The 19,876-nt window shown below is 45.5% G+C and carries 14 protein-coding genes and 1 tRNA gene; 6 read left to right on the top strand and 9 right to left on the bottom strand.

The genetic code is table 11. The features are described 5' to 3' along the window. Window positions 1-178: 178 nt before the first annotated feature. The 5 genes from ACZ5V1_RS02575 to ACZ5V1_RS02555 form a co-directional block, all read right to left on the bottom strand. Window positions 179-955: a FlgO family outer membrane protein gene (locus ACZ5V1_RS02575; protein WP_464390473.1), complete on the bottom strand. Its 777-nt coding sequence runs from the start codon at window positions 953-955 to the stop codon at window positions 179-181. Between the two features lie 2 nt (window positions 956-957). Then, complete coding sequence (locus ACZ5V1_RS02570; RefSeq protein ID WP_464390472.1) at window positions 958-1,629, bottom strand: hypothetical protein; 672 nt, start codon at window positions 1,627-1,629, stop codon at window positions 958-960. A gap of 163 nt (window positions 1,630-1,792) precedes the next feature. Then, the gene (gene groL / locus ACZ5V1_RS02565) at window positions 1,793-3,442 is read right to left on the bottom strand and encodes a chaperonin GroEL (protein WP_464390471.1); all 1,650 of its coding nucleotides are present in this window, start codon (window positions 3,440-3,442) and stop codon (window positions 1,793-1,795) included. A gap of 41 nt (window positions 3,443-3,483) precedes the next feature. Continuing rightward, complete coding sequence (groES, locus tag ACZ5V1_RS02560; protein ID WP_290923553.1) at window positions 3,484-3,768, bottom strand: co-chaperone GroES; 285 nt, start codon at window positions 3,766-3,768, stop codon at window positions 3,484-3,486. A 498-nt stretch (window positions 3,769-4,266) separates the two neighbouring features. Then, complete coding sequence (locus ACZ5V1_RS02555; protein ID WP_464390470.1) at window positions 4,267-6,213, bottom strand: ATP-binding cassette domain-containing protein; 1,947 nt, start codon at window positions 6,211-6,213, stop codon at window positions 4,267-4,269. Window positions 6,214-6,400: 187 nt separating this feature from the next. On the opposite strand from ACZ5V1_RS02555, the gene ACZ5V1_RS02550 reads away from it, so the two are divergent. Next, complete coding sequence (locus ACZ5V1_RS02550) at window positions 6,401-6,769, top strand: hypothetical protein (RefSeq protein ID WP_464390469.1); 369 nt, start codon at window positions 6,401-6,403, stop codon at window positions 6,767-6,769. Window positions 6,770-7,163: 394 nt separating this feature from the next. Here the strand turns inward: ACZ5V1_RS02550 and ACZ5V1_RS02545 are convergent, their stop codons facing one another. Continuing rightward, window positions 7,164-7,655, bottom strand: a complete 492-nt coding sequence (locus ACZ5V1_RS02545) for a YajQ family cyclic di-GMP-binding protein (protein ID WP_464385676.1) — start codon at window positions 7,653-7,655, stop codon at window positions 7,164-7,166. A 14-nt stretch (window positions 7,656-7,669) separates the two neighbouring features. After that, window positions 7,670-9,109, bottom strand: coding sequence for a DEAD/DEAH box helicase (locus ACZ5V1_RS02540; protein WP_464390468.1), 1,440 nt, complete (start codon window positions 9,107-9,109; stop codon window positions 7,670-7,672). A 210-nt stretch (window positions 9,110-9,319) separates the two neighbouring features. Between ACZ5V1_RS02540 and ACZ5V1_RS02535 the strand changes: the two genes are divergently transcribed. Both ACZ5V1_RS02535 and msrA read left to right on the top strand, forming a co-directional pair. After that, window positions 9,320-10,261 carry a phosphotransferase enzyme family protein gene (locus tag ACZ5V1_RS02535; RefSeq protein WP_464390467.1) on the top strand — a complete coding sequence of 314 codons (942 nt, stop codon included), beginning with the start codon at window positions 9,320-9,322 and terminating at the stop codon, window positions 10,259-10,261. Window positions 10,262-10,342: 81 nt separating this feature from the next. Continuing rightward, window positions 10,343-10,951 carry a peptide-methionine (S)-S-oxide reductase MsrA gene (gene msrA, locus ACZ5V1_RS02530; RefSeq protein ID WP_464390466.1) on the top strand — a complete coding sequence of 203 codons (609 nt, stop codon included), beginning with the start codon at window positions 10,343-10,345 and terminating at the stop codon, window positions 10,949-10,951. Between the two features lie 115 nt (window positions 10,952-11,066). Here the strand turns inward: msrA and ACZ5V1_RS02525 are convergent, their stop codons facing one another. Together ACZ5V1_RS02525 and uvrA are read right to left on the bottom strand one after the other, a co-directional pair. After that, window positions 11,067-12,344: an NYN domain-containing protein gene (locus ACZ5V1_RS02525; protein WP_464390465.1), complete on the bottom strand. Its 1,278-nt coding sequence runs from the start codon at window positions 12,342-12,344 to the stop codon at window positions 11,067-11,069. Between the two features lie 92 nt (window positions 12,345-12,436). After that, window positions 12,437-15,208 (bottom strand): excinuclease ABC subunit UvrA, encoded by a 2,772-nt coding sequence (gene uvrA, locus ACZ5V1_RS02520; protein WP_464390464.1) that lies wholly within the window; start codon window positions 15,206-15,208, stop codon window positions 12,437-12,439. A gap of 245 nt (window positions 15,209-15,453) precedes the next feature. Here uvrA and ACZ5V1_RS02515 point away from each other — a divergent pair. From ACZ5V1_RS02515 to ACZ5V1_RS02505, 3 genes are all read left to right on the top strand, one after another. After that, window positions 15,454-15,540, top strand: a tRNA-Leu gene (locus ACZ5V1_RS02515). A 581-nt stretch (window positions 15,541-16,121) separates the two neighbouring features. After that, window positions 16,122-18,044 (top strand): phage/plasmid primase, P4 family, encoded by a 1,923-nt coding sequence (locus ACZ5V1_RS02510; protein ID WP_464390463.1) that lies wholly within the window; start codon window positions 16,122-16,124, stop codon window positions 18,042-18,044. 350 nt (window positions 18,045-18,394) lie between these two features. After that, the gene (locus ACZ5V1_RS02505) at window positions 18,395-19,876 is read left to right on the top strand and encodes a hypothetical protein (RefSeq protein WP_464390462.1); all 1,482 of its coding nucleotides are present in this window, start codon (window positions 18,395-18,397) and stop codon (window positions 19,874-19,876) included.

The raw sequence follows: 19,876 nt of genomic DNA, 5'->3' as shown, positions 1-19,876 counted from the left end.
GCCTCTTCTACAGAGTATACGCGTTCACGTCAAGTTTATCATAAACATACAAAACGTCAGCCCCCATTTTACTGGCAGCTGACTAAAAATAATAAAATATAGTACCGAACAGCTGTGTATACATAGAGGGTTTTGCCTGTCCCATCAAGCATAAACACTCACTTATAGCGATTTTTCACTACCTTTTTAATTCGGAAGCATTTGCCGGGGCATTCAGGACTGGAAAGTTGGTCATTTCTATATCACCATCTGCCTGCGGCCTGATTAAATCAGGTGAAGACAACTGTACACCTTTTCTAGCTTTTCCGCTTTTTCTCTGTGTTGCATATGCATTTGGACGCTTGTTAAACATCGCCCACAAGTCACGCTGCTCATCTTTGTCTTCACGAAGCAAAACAGCAAACTCACGTCTACTTTTTAACGTGTACTCGTGTGCTGCCATAACAACACCGTCCGCAATACGCAGCAATCTAATAGAAACATACACTCTGTACGGTGTCGGCACATAGCTGCCGACCAGCACCACTTGAGCATTGTACTCTTTTTTCATCAGTTCGGATACATCTCGGCTTAAAATAAACTCACCCTCTTTAGGAATGATAGAATACTTTTTCTTAAGACGTGATTCCAAAACTTTATATCCGAACTGGCTAATGCGCGATGAAATTTGCTGCATCACGAGTCTTCCAAGCATGGAAGAATGACGAAGGTCGTTCAACTGAACCATGCTCGCAATAAGCACAGGACTGTTACGGCTCACCTTGCCACTCATCTGCTCTGCAATCACATCGGCAGCCATAAAGTTTTCAGCAGAAAGTGATGAAGGCTCAAAACGCAATTCCGGCAAGGTTACAATCTGCTCCGGCGCTGGAGGTAAAACGCTTCCGTTTTCTGCAAATGCAGCCGCTGGCAACAAACATGTAATCGCTACTAAAAGAATCAGAACGTTTCGCATTACTATTCTCCTGTAACCTTGATTGTTCGAGTAGGAAATTCTTCCACCTGATATCCGCGTTCATACGGAGAAACAAAATTTGCCTGCTGGTCCACAGCAACACGCAAGATTGATGATGCATGCATGACATACCGATTATTATAGCTCATACCTACAGAGAGGATCACAGCTCTATCTTCATCACTATCAGATTTATCGTAATATGTTGAGGTAACATTATTGCTATCATCAAGCGTATCATCACCGGATGAACCAATAAGACGCGCATCACTGCTGGCCTGCATAAGTCCGCGACGCTCAGTTGAAACAGGAAGTGTTGCATAACTTAAGATAAGCATTTCTTCTTCCCGCTGCACAGCAACCTGCAACCCGCGGCTTACCAGCTCAGTATGCAGCAAGCTGTAGAAACCAGTAGCAAACGCTCTGTCGTTCATCGGGCGCATATAAATTGGTTTGCCTTCAAGGTCTGGTCGATCTTTAATAGACTTGGCTACGTGATTAGCTATTTCAGCCGCCCACTCACTCCAGTCATCCACAGCTACAAACTCTTCATAAACTACGGGCGACGCTGTACGCGCAAATGTAGCCTTTCGCCTTACTTTTAAGCAACCTGCTGTTGCTAATACCAAAACAACCACAAGAGCGATTGTCCATATTCTTCTTACATTATGCATGTGCGCCTCTTCACGTTAATAGTACAAATCGTCCCCGAAGACGTTTTCTAACTACTTTTCGGAAGACAGCGCAGTATCTTTAAAAAAGTGTTCATACACAAAAAAGGCCGGAGTAAAAACTCCGGCCTTTTAATAGCGTGATAGCTAGGTTGGACTGTACTAATTAGTACATGCCACCCATGCCACCCATGCCGCCCATGCCGCCTGGCATTGCAGGAGCTGCAGCAGCACCAGCAGGTTCAGGCTTATCTGCGATTGCGCACTCAGTGGTGAGCAGGAGAGAAGCAACAGAAGCTGCGTTCTGCAGAGCGATACGGGTTACTTTTTTAGGATCGATAACGCCGGACTTGATGAGGTCTTCGTATTCGCCGATAGCAGCGTTGAAGCCCATGCCGTCTTTACCGATTTTAACTTTCTCTACGATTACGGAACCTTCGAAGCCAGCGTTGCCAGCGATTTGACGGAGAGGCTCTTCGATAGCGCGACGGATAATACGTACGCCAGCAGCTTCGTCGTCATCAGCAGGTTTTACTTCGTCGAGGATAGTAGAAACGCGAACGAGAGCAGTACCACCGCCAGGCACGATGCCTTCTTCAACAGCAGCACGAGTTGCGTTGAGAGCATCTTCTACACGGTCTTTTTTCTCTTTCATTTCGGTTTCAGTTGCTGCGCCAACGTTGATAACAGCTACGCCGCCAACGATTTTAGCGAGACGTTCCTGAAGTTTTTCACGATCGTAGTCAGAAGAAGACTCTTCGATCTGAGCACGGATCATTTTGCCGCGTGCTTTGATGTCTTCAGCTTTACCAGCACCATGAACGATGGTGGTGTTTTCTTTGTCGATTACTACACGTTTAGCGGAACCGAGTTCTGCAACAGTGATAGCTTCGAGTTTAACACCAATTTCTTCAGAAACAACCTGGCCACCGGTAAGGATAGCGATGTCTTCGAGCATTGCTTTACGACGTTCGCCGAAACCAGGAGCTTTAACAGCAACAACGTTAAGAGTACCGCGGAGTTTGTTAACTACGAGAGCTGCAAGAGCTTCGCCGTCTACATCTTCAGCGATGATAACGAGTGGCTTAGACATTTTAGCAACCTGTTCGAGAACAGGGAGCATGTCTTTCATGTTGGAAATTTTCTTTTCGCAGATAAGGATGAGAGGCTCGTCCATTTCTGCAACCATTTTGTCTGCGTTGGTCACAAAGTAAGGAGAAAGGTAACCACGGTCGAACTGCATACCTTCAACTACGTCAAGAGTAGTTTCGAGGCCTTTTGCTTCTTCAACAGTGATAACGCCTTCTTTACCAACTTTGCTCATTGCTTCAGCAATGATGTTACCGATGGTAGCATCGGAGTTAGCAGAGATGGTGCCAACCTGTGCGATTTCTTTCTGGTCGCGGGTTGGTTTTGCAAGAGCGTTAAGTTCGCGAACGAGAGCTTCAACAGCTTTGTCCACACCGCGTTTGATAGCCATTGGGTTACGGCCAGCAGCAACGAGTTTAACACCTTCACGGTAGATTGCCTGAGCGAGGATGGTAGCAGTAGTTGTACCGTCACCAGCGATGTCAGAAGTTTTAGAAGCAACTTCTTTAACCATCTGTGCGCCCATGTTTTCGAACTTGTCTTCGAGTTCGATTTCTTTAGCAACAGAAACACCATCTTTAGTGATAACAGGAGCACCGAAAGATTTTTCGATAACAACGTTACGGCCTTTAGGGCCGAGGGTCACTTTAACAGCGTTAGCAAGTTTATCAACACCGCGAGAAAGGCTTTCGCGAGCTTTTACGTCAAAAAGAATTTCTTTAGCCATTTTGGTATATCTCCTAAGAATCTAAAGAGAGGAAAAAAATATTAAGCGATAATTGCGAGAACGTCTTCTTCGCGCATAACGAGGAATTCTTCGCCGTCGATATTGATTTCGTTACCTGCGTATTTGTTGAACAGAACAACGTCGCCAACATTAACAGTCATAGCGATGGTGTTACCATTTTCAACACGACCAGGACCTGCAGCTACGATCTCACCACGAGAAGGCTTTTCTTTGGCAGTGTCAGGAATGTAGAGACCGCCAGCAGTCTTCTCTTCAGCTTCAAGGCGTTTTACCAGAACTCGATCGCTCAGTGGCTTCAGATTCATAAGTATAAACCTCCAACATAATGTTACTATCTAAATTCTCAACTGCCACATCCGGATGTGTCAGTCTTGCGCCTTGCCTTATAATATACTTAAAAACAAGCACATTACATAAAATCAGGCAAAGCCACCAATTACTATTTAAATCAGACCCGATAAAGATAACTCCATCGGGTTGCATACTTATTCAAAACTGTCAGGGAGTATAAAGCTGTTTTCATAATTGAAAAGGGGGTGAAGTACTTTTTTTTCACCGTTTTTCAATTTATGTAGAAAAAACAAAATGTTAAGCTTTTTATTTTTTCTACATATTTGCATTATTTTCGCCAGCACAACCTGTGTTTGAATAACAAGGCAATGCTATATCGTTGCGAGCAGTTAGCAGCATGAAACAATAAATCCCTTAAGCAGGTGCACGGCTATATCCCAAGCACAACAAACTCTCAAGCATTAATCGTACAACATTGATTTCTGCCAGCATCTACTAACGCAAAATGAAAACTACTTTTCGAACTGTGAAAGCTCGGTAATTCGTGCTTCCACTTCTTCCCAGCGTTGCATTACAGCTTCCTGTTCTTCAGCAAGAGACTCTAGACGGTCTGTTGCTTCATCAAATTCTTTAGGGCAGTTAGTATAAAATTTAGGGTCAGCGAGCTTAGCTTCCACCGCTCCCTGTTCTTCTTCCATACTTTCAAGCTTTGCAGGAATTTCTTCCAGCTCTTTGCGCAAGTTGGTCATTTCGCGCTGTTCATTATATGTTAGCTTTTTCGGCTTATCGGCTTCTTTTTTTGATTCAGGCTTTTCTTGAGCAGCTTTTTTGTTAGCCGCTTTTTCTGCATCAATATCCTGACGCTGACGCTGCCAGTCATCGTATCCGCCAACATATTCATTAATCACACCGTCGCCCTCAAATGCCAATGTAGATGTCACTACATTGTTCACAAAAGCACGGTCATGGCTAACGATAAGAACAGTACCTGCGAATTCAACAATCTGTGCTTCCAACAACTCCAATGTTTCCACATCAAGGTCGTTTGTCGGTTCATCAAGCACCAGAACGTTGCACGGCTGCGTAAACAACTTTGCCAGCAACAAGCGGTTACGCTCACCACCTGAAAGTGTATTAACCGTCATATTCATGCGTTCAGGGTCGAACAAAAATTCTTTTAAGTATCCGACAACATGCTTATGTACGCCGCCAATTTCAACGGTATCGTTTCCGTTCGCTACGTTATCCCGCACAGACATTTCTTCATTCAACACGTTACGCAGCTGATCAAAATATGCCACTTCAATCTTGGTGCCGTCTTTAATTGTTCCAACCTGCGGCACAAGCTCACCAAGCAGCAAACGCAGCAAGGTAGTCTTACCCACACCGTTAGGACCAATAAATGCTATTTTGTCACCGCGAGAGACAATGGTAGAAAAATCTTTGATTACCGGAACCATGGCATCAGGATACGTATATGTTACGTGATCAGCTTTTACCACAACTTTACCGGAACGATCTGCCACTTGCACCGCCATGCCCACATTACCGGAGCGATCACGACGCTTTGCGCGTTCTTTACGCAAGTCCTGCAATGCTCGTACACGTCCCATGTTACGAGTACGACGCGCTTTGATGCCTTTACGGATCCAGATCTCTTCTTCTTTGAGCTTCTGATCCATACGGCGCCATTCTTCGTCTTCCGCATGCAGCACTTCTTCTTTACGAACCAAAAAAGTATCGTAGTCGCAAGACCAATCCGCAAGGTGCCCGCGATCTAGCTCTACAATACGGTTCGCTACTTTGCGCATAAACATTCTATCGTGAGTAATAAGAACGAGCGACTTTACATAGCGCTGCAAAAATTCTTCAAGCCATGTAATAGATTCCACGTCAAGGTGGTTAGTAGGCTCGTCAAGCAGTAACAAATCCGGCTCAGAAGCAAGTGCACGCGCAAGCATAGTACGACGTTTCACACCGCCAGACAGTGAAGAAAATTCAGCATCAGGATTCAATTTCAGATGATTTGTCACCGTTTGAATCTTCTGATGCAACTCCCAGCCGCCCCGCTCATCAAGAACATGCTGCGCGTCGGACATTGCAGCAAGCGCAGCATCCGTATCAGTGCCTGTATCCAGCAACACAGATGCTTCATGATACGCTGCAAGAGCTTCGCCCAACTCACCAAGACCGGAAGCAACTACGCTATAGACGTTACCCGTAATAGCTTCAGGCACTTCCTGAGAGAGCATTGCAACCTTCAAACCCTGCTGACGTGCAACCACGCCTCCATCAGGCTTGATGTCGCCGAACATCAGCTTCATAAAGGTTGATTTACCCGCGCCGTTACGACCAAGCAGGCAAACCCGCTGCCCTTCTTCAATCTGCAAGCTTACACCGGACAACAGTTCCGGGCCGCTTAGAGTAAGTGAAACATTCTGAATACTTAAAAGTGCCATATATTATCTCCAAACCGAACATACATAAAATTCAGGTTTGTGTTGTATATGCGGGAACGATAATTCGCAAGAAAGCAATGTACAGATACCATTTTGCACCGGCAAACGTCCTGTCCGATTCTTGCTCCTTGGAATAACCAAATTTCGGTGCTACCATTCTCTACAAATGGAGGAACAACACATGCGAGTGCAACCGATAGATGAACTCATATCCGTACTTTCAGAACAAGCTGAGCAAGTAGGACACTTAGAATCCCTTGCCGCAGAGCTAATTCAAGATCCGCAACAAATACAACGCTACCGCTCTATCCTAGAAGAAAAAGCGCGCCTGCTCTCTGGACTCGCACACCTTACGCAGCCCATAACAAAAAAAATGCCTCCAGAAAAAGCTTCGTCTTTGCAAAACATGCTGAGCAAATTCTCACAAAGTGCGACCACCTCGCTTCGCATCGGATCTCCATTTTATATGGCCGCGCTCCTCTATCCTCAAGATTATCAACAAGGACAGCCAAATGACCTTGAGCTGTTCATTCAACAATTGAAAGAGCAACAATAAGCAAAGAAGTTGCCTCCGGCGGCTGGGCTGAAACTTTTAAAAAAGTTTCCCCCAGACCACCCCCTTCAAAACTTTTTATTAGCGAAGTTAGCACGTTTTTTATGTAACTTTGCGGCTTATGCTCATTACCTTTCGCGAAATAAAAAGGGTTGTCCTAGACATCTAGGGCAACCCTTTTTGGTGTTTAAGTCAGTGAGAATAAGCCGCGTGAAAAAATCATGAACGGGCGTTTGTCGCATAACAAAAGTTTCTGGAGATTCTTAAGAACCTCTTGCAAGTTTTAGCCGTTAACAAGTCTTCGAGTTCTACGGATAAAGACAGCAGAGCGAGGTTCTTAAGCCGCCGGAGGCAAATTTCGTTAACAACCTACTGAAAAATAAACTTACTAAAACTATTAGTTTTTCATATTCACAAACTGAAGAGGAATACCGTAATCGCCTTCACGCAGCATTGCCATGACGGCCTGAAGGTCATCAAGTTTTTTGCCGGTTACACGCAACTGGTCATCCTGAATCTGTGCTTGAACTTTAAGTTTAGAGGCTTTGATCTCCTTCACCATCTTCTTAGCGAGGTCTTTCTCAATGCCTTCTTTAAAGACAACATCACGCTTAAGCGCACCCTTAGAGGTTGGCTCTGGATCTTTAAATTCAAGAATCTGTGGATCAACCTTACGGCGCAAGAAATGAGTTTTGAGCATTTCTTCCACGGCTTTCATTTTCAACTCATCACCTGCAAGAATGCTAAGGCGTTTATTGCCTTTATCAAGGCTGAGTTCAGTTGTTGTACCACGGAAATCATAACGGGTTTCAACTTCTTTTCTCACGTTGTTCACAGCGTTATCAACTTCCTGCAAATCAACTTTGTTTACTACGTCAAAAGATGGCATTGTATAGTCTCCTGCTATGACTGACTTTCATCAATTTCTTGAAATTTCTTTTCTTCTATTCTCAGCTTCTTAAGCTTACGCGGCGAATGCGGTTGCTTGAGTGCTGTGCGTGATGCTGGACGCAAATTGACGACTTCCAGCTTAATCTTTTTCTCTGTCGGCTTCGAAATAATTCGCGCTTGAGCCTGCGGACGCCCCGGCATGTTCTGACGTGCAGGACGATTTCTCGGTGTAGATTGTTCTGCACCGATTATAGAACCTTTTTTACGGATTCGTTGAGGCCGCGGCTGCTTTCTCAACTGTGCAGGCTTCGCTGCCGTACTTCGTTGCTGCGCACTGTAATCAAAATCGTCCACGTAGCAACAAGCAATATCATCTCCGAGGGCACGCTCCAATGTTTTCATCATTGGTGCATCCTCCGGAGCGACAAAAGTGAAGGCACTGCCTATGGCACTCGCCCTACCAGTTCTGCCGATTCGATGAATATATGTATCAACTGTCGGCGGGAAATCGTAGTTAATAACATGAGAAACGCAAGAAATATCCAACCCACGGGCAGCAATATCTGTTGCTACCAAAATTGCATACTTACCACGCCGAAATCCGCACATGGCTTCCTGCCGTCTGCGCTGGCTCAGTTTACCTTGCAAACAGGTAACATCAAACCCTGCGTTCCCCAACTGTCGCCACAACCGTTTTGCTCCGTATCGGGTACGAACAAAAACAATTAATGACTGAAAATCCATCGACCGCAATATATTTTTTAGTAACGGAGTCTTTAAATGCTGTTCAACCGGATAAATATCATGGGAAACACTTTCAACAGGTGCAATTGAATCTACCTGAATATGTAGAGGGTTACTCATGGCATGGTTTGCCATGACTTCCAACTCTTCCGGCATGGTTGCAGAAAAAAGTAACGTCTGATCACGTTGATTAGTCAGTTGTAAAATTTGCTGAATATCTTCGATAAACCCCATATCAAGCATCATGTCCGCTTCGTCCAGCACCAGCATTTTCACTTTAGAAAGATCAATAGATTTACGGCGAACATGATCAAGCAATCTGCCCGGACACGCCACTACGACATCTACATTTCCTTTAAGCTGCTGCCGCTGAGCATGCAGACCAACACCACCAAATATAGTAACGCAACTCAGATCTGTTTTACGGATCATTTGCTGAATATCAGAAGAAATCTGTACTGCAAGTTCACGGGTAGGCGCGACGACAAGCGCACGGACACCATTGCCGGAACTAGTGAGCAACTTGTGCAAAATAGGCAGCACAAAAGCCAAGGTTTTTCCGGTTCCAGTTCTGGCTAATCCTAGCAGATCATGTCCAGCCAAAGCTGGCGGTACTGCTTTTTCCTGAATTGGAGTCGGTTCTGTAAAACCCTGGGCAGAAATGGCATCCAACAACATGGGATGCATAGAAAAATGAGCAAAACTCACGGTACAATCCTTGAAAAACGATAAGAGCAAAAACCCTGCACAACTTCTTAACAATACCCATCTGACCCGCTAAGCGCAATGTTTTACCGCATACATCGTAGCAATTTACTTACGAAAACGCTTTCATCGCTTTTCAATTTAGCTGGACACCGTTGCACTCAAAAGGTATCTTACCAAATCAATATTAGTTACTATTAATAAAAAAATATTATGAAAACACTTTTTGAAAAATTTTCTCTCACTTTTGGACGGCAACGCCCTGACATAGAAATCCCCGGTAGCCCGGAGCGTTGTATTGCTCGCTTTGTTGCTGAAGATACTAACGGGACACTGTGGCTTGTGGAAAAACTTAAGGAAGCTCAGGCAGGATGGCGCAACACGCTGGGTACACTTCTTACTGATTTACATCACAAAAATGTTCCATTCGTCCATGCACCAGCTCGGACAAGCGACGGACAGGCTGTGATTATTCATGGGGGTGTACCATATCAGATGACGCCCTTCATAATTGGGACAGAACTTCCACGTCCCGCATACTGTGCAGACAAAGTTCGTGGCCGAGCTATAGGCACCTTTATTAACGCGCTGCAATCGGCAGGACAGCAAATTCCAACCCCGCTCTACTCCACACCGCCTTTGCCGGAGTATGTAGCAGACATCGTCACCACAATTACACAACGGCGGCCAGACATTGCTCGACAGCTAGAAACTATTCTTCCGCACTTGGACACATTTTTCACTGAGCAAAATGTTATCCCGCTTGCATTAGCGCACGGGGATTGCCACCCGCTCAACATCATATGGCATCAAGCAAATATTGCAGGCGTTATTGATTGGGAATTTGCCGGAGAAAAAATCGTACTTTATGATGCAGCAAACTGCATTGGATGTGTCGGAATTGAACACCCAAACTGGCTGATTAATGGGCTTGTGCCTGAACTGGTCGCGACACTGTACACAGAAAACCCTTTGTTTGCCGCAAACATTCATCACCTAATCCCTGCGGTTATCGCATTACGTTTCGCATGGCTTTCAGAATGGCTACGTAAAGACGACACCGAAATGCAGGAACTGGAACTGGATTATATGCGTTTATTGGCTAGAAGCCGTGCAGAAATAGAAAAATTTTGGAAACAACGATACACGATGTAATAGCTCTTTATCCTCCTAATCATATCCCCGTCACGTTTTTGCTGTGCTAAACTAATGGGCGTACCTCAAAGGAGAGCATTTATGTTTACATACAAACCAACTCTTTTAGCATTACTCTTGGTGGGTGTTATGACAAGTTTCACCGCACAGGCAAATGCTGCACCTCAAGCCACTGCTATTTTTGCAGGTGGTTGTTTCTGGTGCATGCAGCCTGCTTACGACAAGCTTCACGGAGTGCTGGATACCGTTGTGGGTTACACAGGCGGGACCACATCAAATCCAACCTACGAACAAGTTGGTACTGGTACTACCGGACACTTTGAGGCAATCAAAGTGATCTACGATCCACAAAAAGTTACCTACGAAGGCTTGCTCAAGCTTTTCTGGCGCAACATCGATCCATTCGATGCAAAAGGCCAATTCTGCGACAAAGGATCTACTTACAGAAGTGCAATTTTTTATATGAACGCGACTGAAAAAATCGAAGCTGAAGCCAGCAAAAAAAAGGTGGAAAAACGCTTCGACCGCCCTGTTGCAACACTCATTCTCAAGGCCAAAGAGTTTTGGCCAGCTGAAGAGTACCATCAGGACTACTACACCAAGAATCCAATTCGTTACAAATTCTACCGCTATCGTTGCGGAAGAGATGAACGACTCATGGATATTTGGGGTATCGAGTACAAGCATTAGGCAAATCAATAAAAAAGCCTTCCACGTTTAGATGGAAGGCTTTTTTATACGCTATGGAATACGTAAACGGACAAGAAAAAAGCTGGAAGCATATGCTTCCAGCTTTCTTTTAGAGCTATTCTTTTTCCTGTTTGAATGACATCCACTCAAACAAGAGACTGATTTCTTCACTACGCAGGTCAAACTGAGTTCGACTGCATAAATCCTTTACGTTACGCATAAATGCCTTTTTCACTTCGTCGATCAAAACCACATCCTGTTCAGAAAGTGGGTAACCGCCGCGTGAGATGCCAACAAGAACAAAGTTTACGTGCGCTCTGCCAACTGGCACGCCTGCTTCTACACACTTATCGCGAACATTGCGCGATGTATTCGTGAGGAAGAAGCCATTCTCGTTTACCTCATCCACAATAAACTCAAGAAGCTGATTGTAGTGTGCAGGCATTAACAATGGAACATCTGTAAGACGATGAACTCTAAGTGCAAAGTCGAACAGTTCCGGATACTGTGCTTTAAATTCTGCTCGTACGCTAGTTTCTTCCGGCTCATCATGTCGACTTGGATCATACACATATCCAGGTACAACATTAGAAATTTCCAACTCGCCAAGCTCAAGCGCTTCTAAAAATTCGCGGAATCTACCATACCCGAACCAGTCATGCCCTGCGTCCAGTTCTTTTTGGAGATTATGCGATAGCTGCGCAAGAGGTACCGGAGAAGAAGAATCCTGAACCATGCTTTTTACAACATCAGCTCCACGAAGAATGATGTCTGCATTGGTATCTGTTTTTTCTTCTTCCTCTGCCCGAGGCTGTGCCGGATACTCTTCAAACCCTTTTTCTTCAAGGGCCTGCTGTACAAACCAGTCTTCACGGATACGCCAAGAACTTGCTGCTGTATACGCTGGGGATGCATACCCCACAGAAAGCACTAATGTGCGACGCGCATGTTCCTGCAACCTAATTAGAAGCGGCGTAAAATCCGCATCTCCGGAAAGTACAATAAATTCATCAAAATGTGTTTTATGGCTCAAGGTATCCATCGCATCCATTACGAGATGAATATCTGCACTTGTCTTACCTTGATTAGTAAGAGGCGGACAATCAATCACGTTAAATGCTGCACGGATAAAAAAGGGCCTGTATTGATGGTAACAGTGCGGATTGAGATAACAGCAACGCATTAAAATACGACGGCGAACTCCATCACCGTAAAGCATTCTTACTGCATGAGTTTCCAACCACTTTAGCCATCGCTGAGGGTTAGTTGCAAACACATGTGCTGCTGATGGTTCTATCTCTTCCAAGCGCGTGTATATATTGTCGAAATCGACGAATAAAGCGCTATACACCTCCTCAAATCCATACTGATTTCGAAAACCTCTTCGATCCATATTTTCCTCATTACGGATAGAAATAACAAATCAGATTATAAAAGCATAACTCTAGTACCTATAGTGATACCTGCCCAGCATAGAAATAGCAACTATGAACTATTCCTAACTGCTTGCTCTGCAACTAAATATGTACCAGTGACAGAGTTAGTGTCGTTGATAATCTCTTCCGGAGTACCCGCAGAAACAACGCGCCCACCATTCTCGCCACCACCGGGACCAAGGTCGATCACATAGTCAGCTGCCATTATAACATCGGTATTATGTTCAATAACAATAACAGTTGCGCCTTTATCTACCAACTTTTGCAGTACACGTATCAGCTTGCCAACCTCGTGCATATGCAGTCCGGTTGTCGGCTCATCAAGGATGTACAATGTCCCAGGCAGGTTACGTTTACCAAGCTCTCTAGAGATTTTAATACGCTGAGCTTCACCACCGGAAAGAGTTGTCGCAGGCTGTCCAAGACGGATATATTCAAGTCCCACGTCTTCCAGAACAGACAGACGGCGTTTCAATGTAGGGTGATTTTCAAAGAACGCTTTCGCCTGACGAACCGTCATACTTAGAACATCTGCAATGTTTTTATCTTTATAACGAACCTCAAGGGTCTCATGGCTGTAACGCTTACCACCGCAAACATCACAGGTAACATACACATCTGGGAGGAAATGCATTTCAACGCGAATCTGACCATCACCGCTACAGGCTTCACAGCGTCCGCCACGAACGTTGAAGCTAAAACGCCCCGGCTTGTAGCCGCGTTTTTTTGCATCCGGTGTCATGGCAAAGATATTACGGATCTCATCAAAAATTTTCGTATAGGTCGCAGGGTTAGAACGAGGTGTTCGTCCAATAGGAGTCTGATCGATTGCAACAATGCGTTCAATATCTTCCAGCCCCTTAATCCCCTTAATTTGCCCCGGGTTATCCACCTTAATGGAATTCGCCAGTGCGATGTGCTTGTACAAAGAATCCACAACAAGCGAACTTTTACCGGAGCCAGAAGGCCCAGTTACACAGGTAAGTGTACCAAGCGGGAATTTCACATTCAGGTTCTGCAAGTTGTTCGTAGAAACGCCCTGCAGTACAAGATCATTTTCAGCAACTCGGCGTACTTCAGGGATGTCGATCACCATCTCACCGCGCATATATTTAGCAGTAAGAGTGTCTGCTTCACTAAGCATTTTGTCGACAGTGCCATTAAACATAATCTCACCACCGAGCATACCGGAACCAGGTCCAAGCTCAATAAGCGTATCTGCTTCACGCATTGTAGCTTCATCATGTTCAACAACGAGTACGGTGTTGCCACGCTTCTGCAAACTACGAAGCGTATTGATGAGACGGACATTATCTTTAGGATGCAAACCAATAGAAGGTTCATCCAACACGTAAGTTACCCCAACAAGGCCGGAACCGAGTTGAGAGGCAAGACGAATACGTTGTGCTTCACCACCGGACAATGTGGACATATTACGGCTAAGAGAGATGTAATCCAGCCCTACGTTCACCATAAAGCCGAGACGGTGCGTCAACTCTTTCAACAACGGCTCTGCCACCACCATATGTGATTCTGAGAATGTCTGCTGTTGTAGCCACTCAAGGGCGCGCCAGATAGAAAGAGAACAGAACGCGTGAATTGAATGCTCACCAATGCGCACAGAAAGAGATTCTTTTTTCAAACGAGCACCATCGCAAACCGGACATGGATGGCTTTGTCTGTAGCGAGAAAGCTCATCGCGCCATGCATGGCCAAACTGCATACCACGTTCAAGCAAAGAGACAACACCAGGCCAGTCGCCTTGACCTTGAAATAACGCCTTCCATGCTTTTGCAGAAAAATCAGCGAAAGGAGTTTCCAGCGTAAAGCCGTTCTTTTTGCCCAGAGCCGTCAAGTCATCAGAATAACGCTCCATGACTTTAGGATTCTTCCAAGGCAACAGGCCGCCTGTTTTAAGGGATAAGCCCTTGTTCGGCGCAAGTAAATTTGGTTCGAAATAATCTACAGAACCGATACCGGAGCATCGAGAACATGCACCCTGTGGGCTGTTGAAGGAAAATAGCTGTGGAGAAAGACGCGGCAGACTGATCTTACAGGTAGGACAAACCGACTCAGTAGAAAGGGCTCTATCTTCACCACCGACAATAGAAACAATGAGTCTCCCTTCGCCATATTTAAGTGCAAGTTCAACAGAGTCCGCTAAACGTCCGCGTAAACCTTCTTTAATAACAAGACGGTCGATAACAAGGTCAAGTGTATGCTTCTTGTTTTTTTCAAGCTCTGGGGCGTCATCAATGGTATGCATTTCCCCATTAATGCGCACACGAACAAAACCCTGCGCCTTCAGCTTTTTGAACTTATCAGCATGGGTGCCCTTCTGATGTTCAACAAGCGGAGCCAACAGCATAAACTTTGTGCCGTTTTCCAGCTCTAAAATTTCACTAATGATTTCATCTGCAGCGCGGGCAGAAATCGGCTTGTCACACTTAGGACAATACATGGTTCCAAGGCGAGCATAAAACACGCGCAGGAAGTCATAGATTTCTGTAACCGTACCCACTGTAGAACGCGGGTTACGAGTAGAGGCTGTCTGTTCCAAAGATATTGCAGGAGAAAGTCCTTCAATTTTATCCACATCCGGCTTATCCATCTGCGGCAAGAACTGACGAGCATACGCAGAAAGAGATTCCACATAACGTCGCTGACCTTCTGCATATACAAGGTCAAAAGCAAGCGTAGACTTCCCAGAACCGGACGGGCCACATACAACAACAAGCTCATCTCTCGGGATATCGAGAGTAAGATTCTTTAAGTTATGCTGTCGGGCACCTTCAATATGAATCACATTATCTTTGGTCATTGTTATCTCATATGTGCAACGCACTATTAGTAACTAGTTATCATTAAGAAGTAGACACTAGCAGTATGTAATCAGTTATCCAGTTTACGCAACCCCTGAATTGTGGAAAAGCAAGATTGGCAGAAAATCATGCCCACATCTTCACAGTTTTGTCTCAGTCAGCTATGTTTTTTCAAAAAAATGAAAAAGATTACGTAAACCTGTTGACAGCGGGCGCTACTTCTCATAGACACATTTTCACACATGCCGGGATGGCGGAATTGGTAGACGCAGCGGATTCAAAATCCGCCGGCTTTACAGCTGTGGGAGTTCAAGTCTCCCTCTCGGTACCATGTGCATTTTCAAGGGGTTACGTACTGTCTTTACGACGGATCGTAATCCCTTTTTTCGTGCTCAAAGCCCGTTTTGGTACGGTCTTGGTACGGTTCTGCGAATCTACCGCAGGAATACTGCCTTCATATCCTATCAAGAATACAACAAAAGATGCCGCAACAGCGGCCTCCTTATCCAACGCCGGCAGCGAAGCTCCGGCAAGGGCAACGCAAGCGTTCCCCCTACATCTCCCCCTCCTCTCTATCTCAAAGACCACAAGAAAGTCTAAAGGGCAGCTATTGCCCAACGATTGCACGCAGCATCGTAGGTTCTTTCCAGCCTTCAAACCCACAGGGGTCGTTTGGGGCGCGTCGCGTTTATGGATGCGATGTTTAGAAAAAAGTGAAAACTTGAAAATCGTGCAAGCTCAGACCCCGTCAGCACCTCATTCGCTCCTGCAAGTTGGATGGAGATTTGTTTCACGGAACTTGATCGCCTCAATCAAAATATCTTTGCACTATCATTCGCATGAACTCTACGCCGTTTCTTTAAACTGGCAATGTGTCCCAACTCGCTTTGATTATACATTGGAGGTGGCAGCATGAGCCGTGCAAAGAAATCTGCCCCTGCAAATTCTGTTGATAAACAGCAGAAGACAACCTCTCCCAATAGTTCTCCCAATAATTATCTCAGTCCGGCAGAAGTAAACGCACAACCAGCTGCGCCAAAACTTACTGCCATTGAAGTTGCACAGCTCAGCCAAGCAGACTTGCGCGCATTGATACAAGCACAAGTAGCTGAAGAACGACAATCAATATGGGAGCAAACCAAGAAAAACTACCCGAACAAAGACAACGCGCCCAAGCGCCTACGTGATGATCTGGAAACTCCACCACCGCCGGTGATGGTTTGGCAGGTGCTACACGTTCCGGAAAAGCGTGGGCCGCGTGTTGATCGTCTGGTGGAATCTGTCCGCCGCCAACAGCTTGGTGATGCAGAGCTCTTGATCGAGTTAATAGGTGATCAATTTTGCTACGACCACAAGCGGCAGCAGTTTATGCGTTTCGTCAACTCTCACTGGGTAGATGACGCCAAGAAACAGCATAGAAAAGAAGTTGTACAACTGGCTGATCATTTTGAAAGAGGTGCCAAAATGCTGAATAAAAATATTTCCGAACTCCAAGAACAGATCGAAAAACTTGCCAAGAAAATAAGTGCTGCAGAGGAGCCAACTCAGGCCGATCTTATTGCGCTGACAGAGAAGGAAAAAGAATTGTCTAAAGCGCATCACAACAGAAAAAAATTCTATGACCGCGCTGACAGACTTCGCAATGACCGCCGCACATCCGGCATTCTGAACATGGCAACCAGTGGCGAAGATACCCTTGGAATGGATGGCACTGAATGGGACAAAGACCACATTCTACTCCCCTGCGCCAACGGCATAATTGATCTACAAACCGGATTCCTGCTGCCACCAGATCCAAAACACAAAATGCGTCACGCTTCTGAATATGAGTATCGCGGCCTTCACGAAGAAGCACCATTCTGGACAGACTTTCTGCACAAGGTGTTTTGCGGCGATCAAGAGCTGCTTGAATATTTTGAGAAGGTAATCGGCTACGCAGTCACCGGCCTAGACAGCCACAAAGAAATTTATATTGCGTATGGCCCAAGTGCTGACAACGGCAAATCCAGTTTGTTCGATACAATCATGAAGGTGATAGGCGGCTATGCTTCTGTATTAAGTGACAGCGTCCTTCTGCAGAACGGAAAGAAAACTGGCGGCCCTGATCCTGAGCTACTCGTACTGGATGGCCTACGAATGGCTGTTGCTTCCGAGCCAGCTCAAGGGCAAAAGTTCAACAAAGAAAGTATTAAGCAGATTACTGGCTCTGACCGCATTCGTGCCCGTGGCCTGTACACAGACACAGTTGAGTTTAAGCCTCGTTGTAAGCTTTTCATCCACACGAACTTCATGCCGCAGGTTAGCGGAGCTGACCGCGCTTTCTTCAACCGTCTGCGCCTTATTCCGTTTAATGCAAGGTTTACTAAAGACCCAAACGAAGTTGATGAATCCAAGCACATCTACCTCGCTATGCCGCGCAACATGGTTGATGAAAAACTTGCAGAAGAAGCTCCAGGCATTCTTTCTTGGATAGTCCGATGTGCTCGAAAATTCCTCACTGATTTGTCGCTTATCCCACCACTAATAGTGGTGCATGAGGTCGAAACTTATCAGGAAGATATGGACCCAGTCGGCTCATGGATTAGCGACTGGTGCGAAGAGCACCCACACGACCCAAATGTGCGAACTCAAGCCAAAGATTTATACGAATCTTTCGTCTGCTACAGCAAAGAGGAACACAAGACTGAAGATCGTTTTATCATTAAACAACGGACGTTTGGCGATCAGATGAAGCAAAAATTCAAGAGACAAAAGATAGGGGTCTACTTCTACTTCGGAATCTCAATCAAGCAGGGGTTCAAGGCTGCAGATCGGCCCAATATTAGTGACACCTAAACGGACCATTGGACCCATTTTCCGGACTAAATCTTGACCCAAAAAAGGCAACCGTCCACCCCATAACCTTTCTAATTTTCACCTCTTTTTCTTAATCCGGACTATTCTTTACCTTCTTTTCTAAAGTTAACGGTAAAAAAAGAATAAAATAAGAGAAAAAGAGGTGAAAACAAGGGGCATAGTGAAAAGTGTAGAGAAAAGTTTCCGCACAATCGTCCACCTGTCCAGATTGCTAAATTTAATATTTAAATACAGATAGTTAAACGTCCATAAATGGTCCATCTGAATCGTCCATATTTTTTTAGAAAAATTCACAAAAACATTCGCTCATTACTTAGGCGGAGATAACTATGGGTTACGCATTAGAATTCCTTGGACACCATGAACGCGAAGTAATTGCACGTTCTCTTTTACAAGGCATTGATGAACAACACAGCACACAGGACAAGGTTTCTGCCCACTGCCCTATGCACACAGAAGGAACTCCGGGTGGTGCCTTTATCTATTATCCTGAATGGGACATGGCCAAGTGCTATTCCTGCGGCGGTATTACCGACCTTATCGGACTGTACAATTTGGCACACGGTAGGGAAACCGGAGATCCTGACGGGATGCGCGAGTTCATTAACGAATACGCGCAAGGGCAAACAGGCATGCGCTCCGCAAAGAATCGCGCCCGTGATGGAGAATTTGAACGAAAAGTAAACTTAAAGCCTGAAGAAAAAGCACCACAGCAATGGTCTGATCATGCGCTAAAGTTTGCCAAACACTGCAACGAGATTTTGCTCAAATCTCCTGAACTGCTCGAGCAGCTTTGGAACTGGGGCATCCAGATCGAAACTGTAAAAGAGCAGCTCATAGGCTGGAACCCAGAACGTGCATTTCGCCCATATTCATCATGGGGCTTGGCAGCTGAGAAAAACGAGAACGGTCGTGAACGCTGCATCATGCTTCCGGCAGGTTTTGTTTTCCCCTGCCTGCAAGATGGCGTTGTGACGCGCATGCAGATCCGGCGCGAAGATGGGCAGCCTAAATACTACCAGATCAAAGGTGGTGGCAAAGACCCCGTAATCATTGGTAATCCGGACAGCAAAATTTTCGTACTGATTGAAACCATCCGCGATGCAGAGTTGGCTTTTCAAGAATTAAAAAAATACGGCGCAGCTGCAATGGCTCTTGGCGGTGCATCTGTTCGCCCTACTGAAGAGCAACACGCCCTGCTGAACAAGGCCGACTTGATTCTTAATGCTCTGGATGCAGATCAAGCAGGAGCAACAAACAGCCACCACTTTGAGCCATGGAACAACGCCCGTTTTGCCTGGATGAACATGTATCCAAATGCAGTGCGCTGGCCTGTGCCTCAGTCATGTGGAAAAGATTTGGGAGACCTGACCAATACACCGCTTTCTGTTGAAGCATGGTTTCTTGCCGGCCTTCCAGACCATATGAAGAAAAAAATTTCGATAGATACCGCTACGCAAGGGGATGCACAGAAACAGGCAGCGCACCAAGAAGAGGATGTCGCAAAGCAGCCTGTGCCGCAGCAATCAGCCGATGTTGTAACAAAAGAGGCTCCAATATTGAAACCTGTTCCAAGTTCAGCCCGTATTGTGCGCCCACTGCCGCCACCGGAAAAAATACCGATCGAAGTCTACAAAAAGCTACATGGGTACGCGCAACCAAGAGGAGCACAACTTGTTCTTGAAAAAGGAAAACTAGAAATTAAGTGGCGGCAAAATGAAGATAGGAAACTAATCAACTGGGGCAAACGCTCACTAGATGGACAACCGACAATGGTTGAATTGCTCAAGAAGTATATGGAGGCAGCGTAG

This window comes from Halodesulfovibrio oceani subsp. galateae (genome assembly GCF_055397225.1).
The sequence above is the reverse complement of the archived record's forward strand: the minus strand, read 5'-3'. Positions and strand labels throughout refer to the sequence as shown.

Excerpts from the sequence above, each read along its gene's own strand:
- ACZ5V1_RS02505 (WP_464390462.1), top strand. The coding sequence starts at position 18,395 with ATGGGTTACGCATTAGAATTCCTTGGACACCATGAACGCGAAGTAATT.
- groL (WP_464390471.1), bottom strand. The coding sequence starts at position 3,442 with ATGGCTAAAGAAATTCTTTTTGACGTAAAAGCTCGCGAAAGCCTTTCT.
- ACZ5V1_RS02510 (WP_464390463.1), top strand. The coding sequence starts at position 16,122 with ATGAGCCGTGCAAAGAAATCTGCCCCTGCAAATTCTGTTGATAAACAG.
- uvrA (WP_464390464.1), bottom strand. The coding sequence starts at position 15,208 with ATGACCAAAGATAATGTGATTCATATTGAAGGTGCCCGACAGCATAAC.
- ACZ5V1_RS02555 (WP_464390470.1), bottom strand. The coding sequence starts at position 6,213 with ATGGCACTTTTAAGTATTCAGAATGTTTCACTTACTCTAAGCGGCCCG.
- ACZ5V1_RS02575 (WP_464390473.1), bottom strand. The coding sequence starts at position 955 with ATGCGAAACGTTCTGATTCTTTTAGTAGCGATTACATGTTTGTTGCCA.
- groES (WP_290923553.1), bottom strand. The coding sequence starts at position 3,768 with ATGAATCTGAAGCCACTGAGCGATCGAGTTCTGGTAAAACGCCTTGAA.
- ACZ5V1_RS02535 (WP_464390467.1), top strand. The coding sequence starts at position 9,320 with ATGAAAACACTTTTTGAAAAATTTTCTCTCACTTTTGGACGGCAACGC.
- ACZ5V1_RS02525 (WP_464390465.1), bottom strand. The coding sequence starts at position 12,344 with ATGGATCGAAGAGGTTTTCGAAATCAGTATGGATTTGAGGAGGTGTAT.
- ACZ5V1_RS02545 (WP_464385676.1), bottom strand. The coding sequence starts at position 7,655 with ATGCCATCTTTTGACGTAGTAAACAAAGTTGATTTGCAGGAAGTTGAT.
- msrA (WP_464390466.1), top strand. The coding sequence starts at position 10,343 with ATGTTTACATACAAACCAACTCTTTTAGCATTACTCTTGGTGGGTGTT.
- ACZ5V1_RS02570 (WP_464390472.1), bottom strand. The coding sequence starts at position 1,629 with ATGCATAATGTAAGAAGAATATGGACAATCGCTCTTGTGGTTGTTTTG.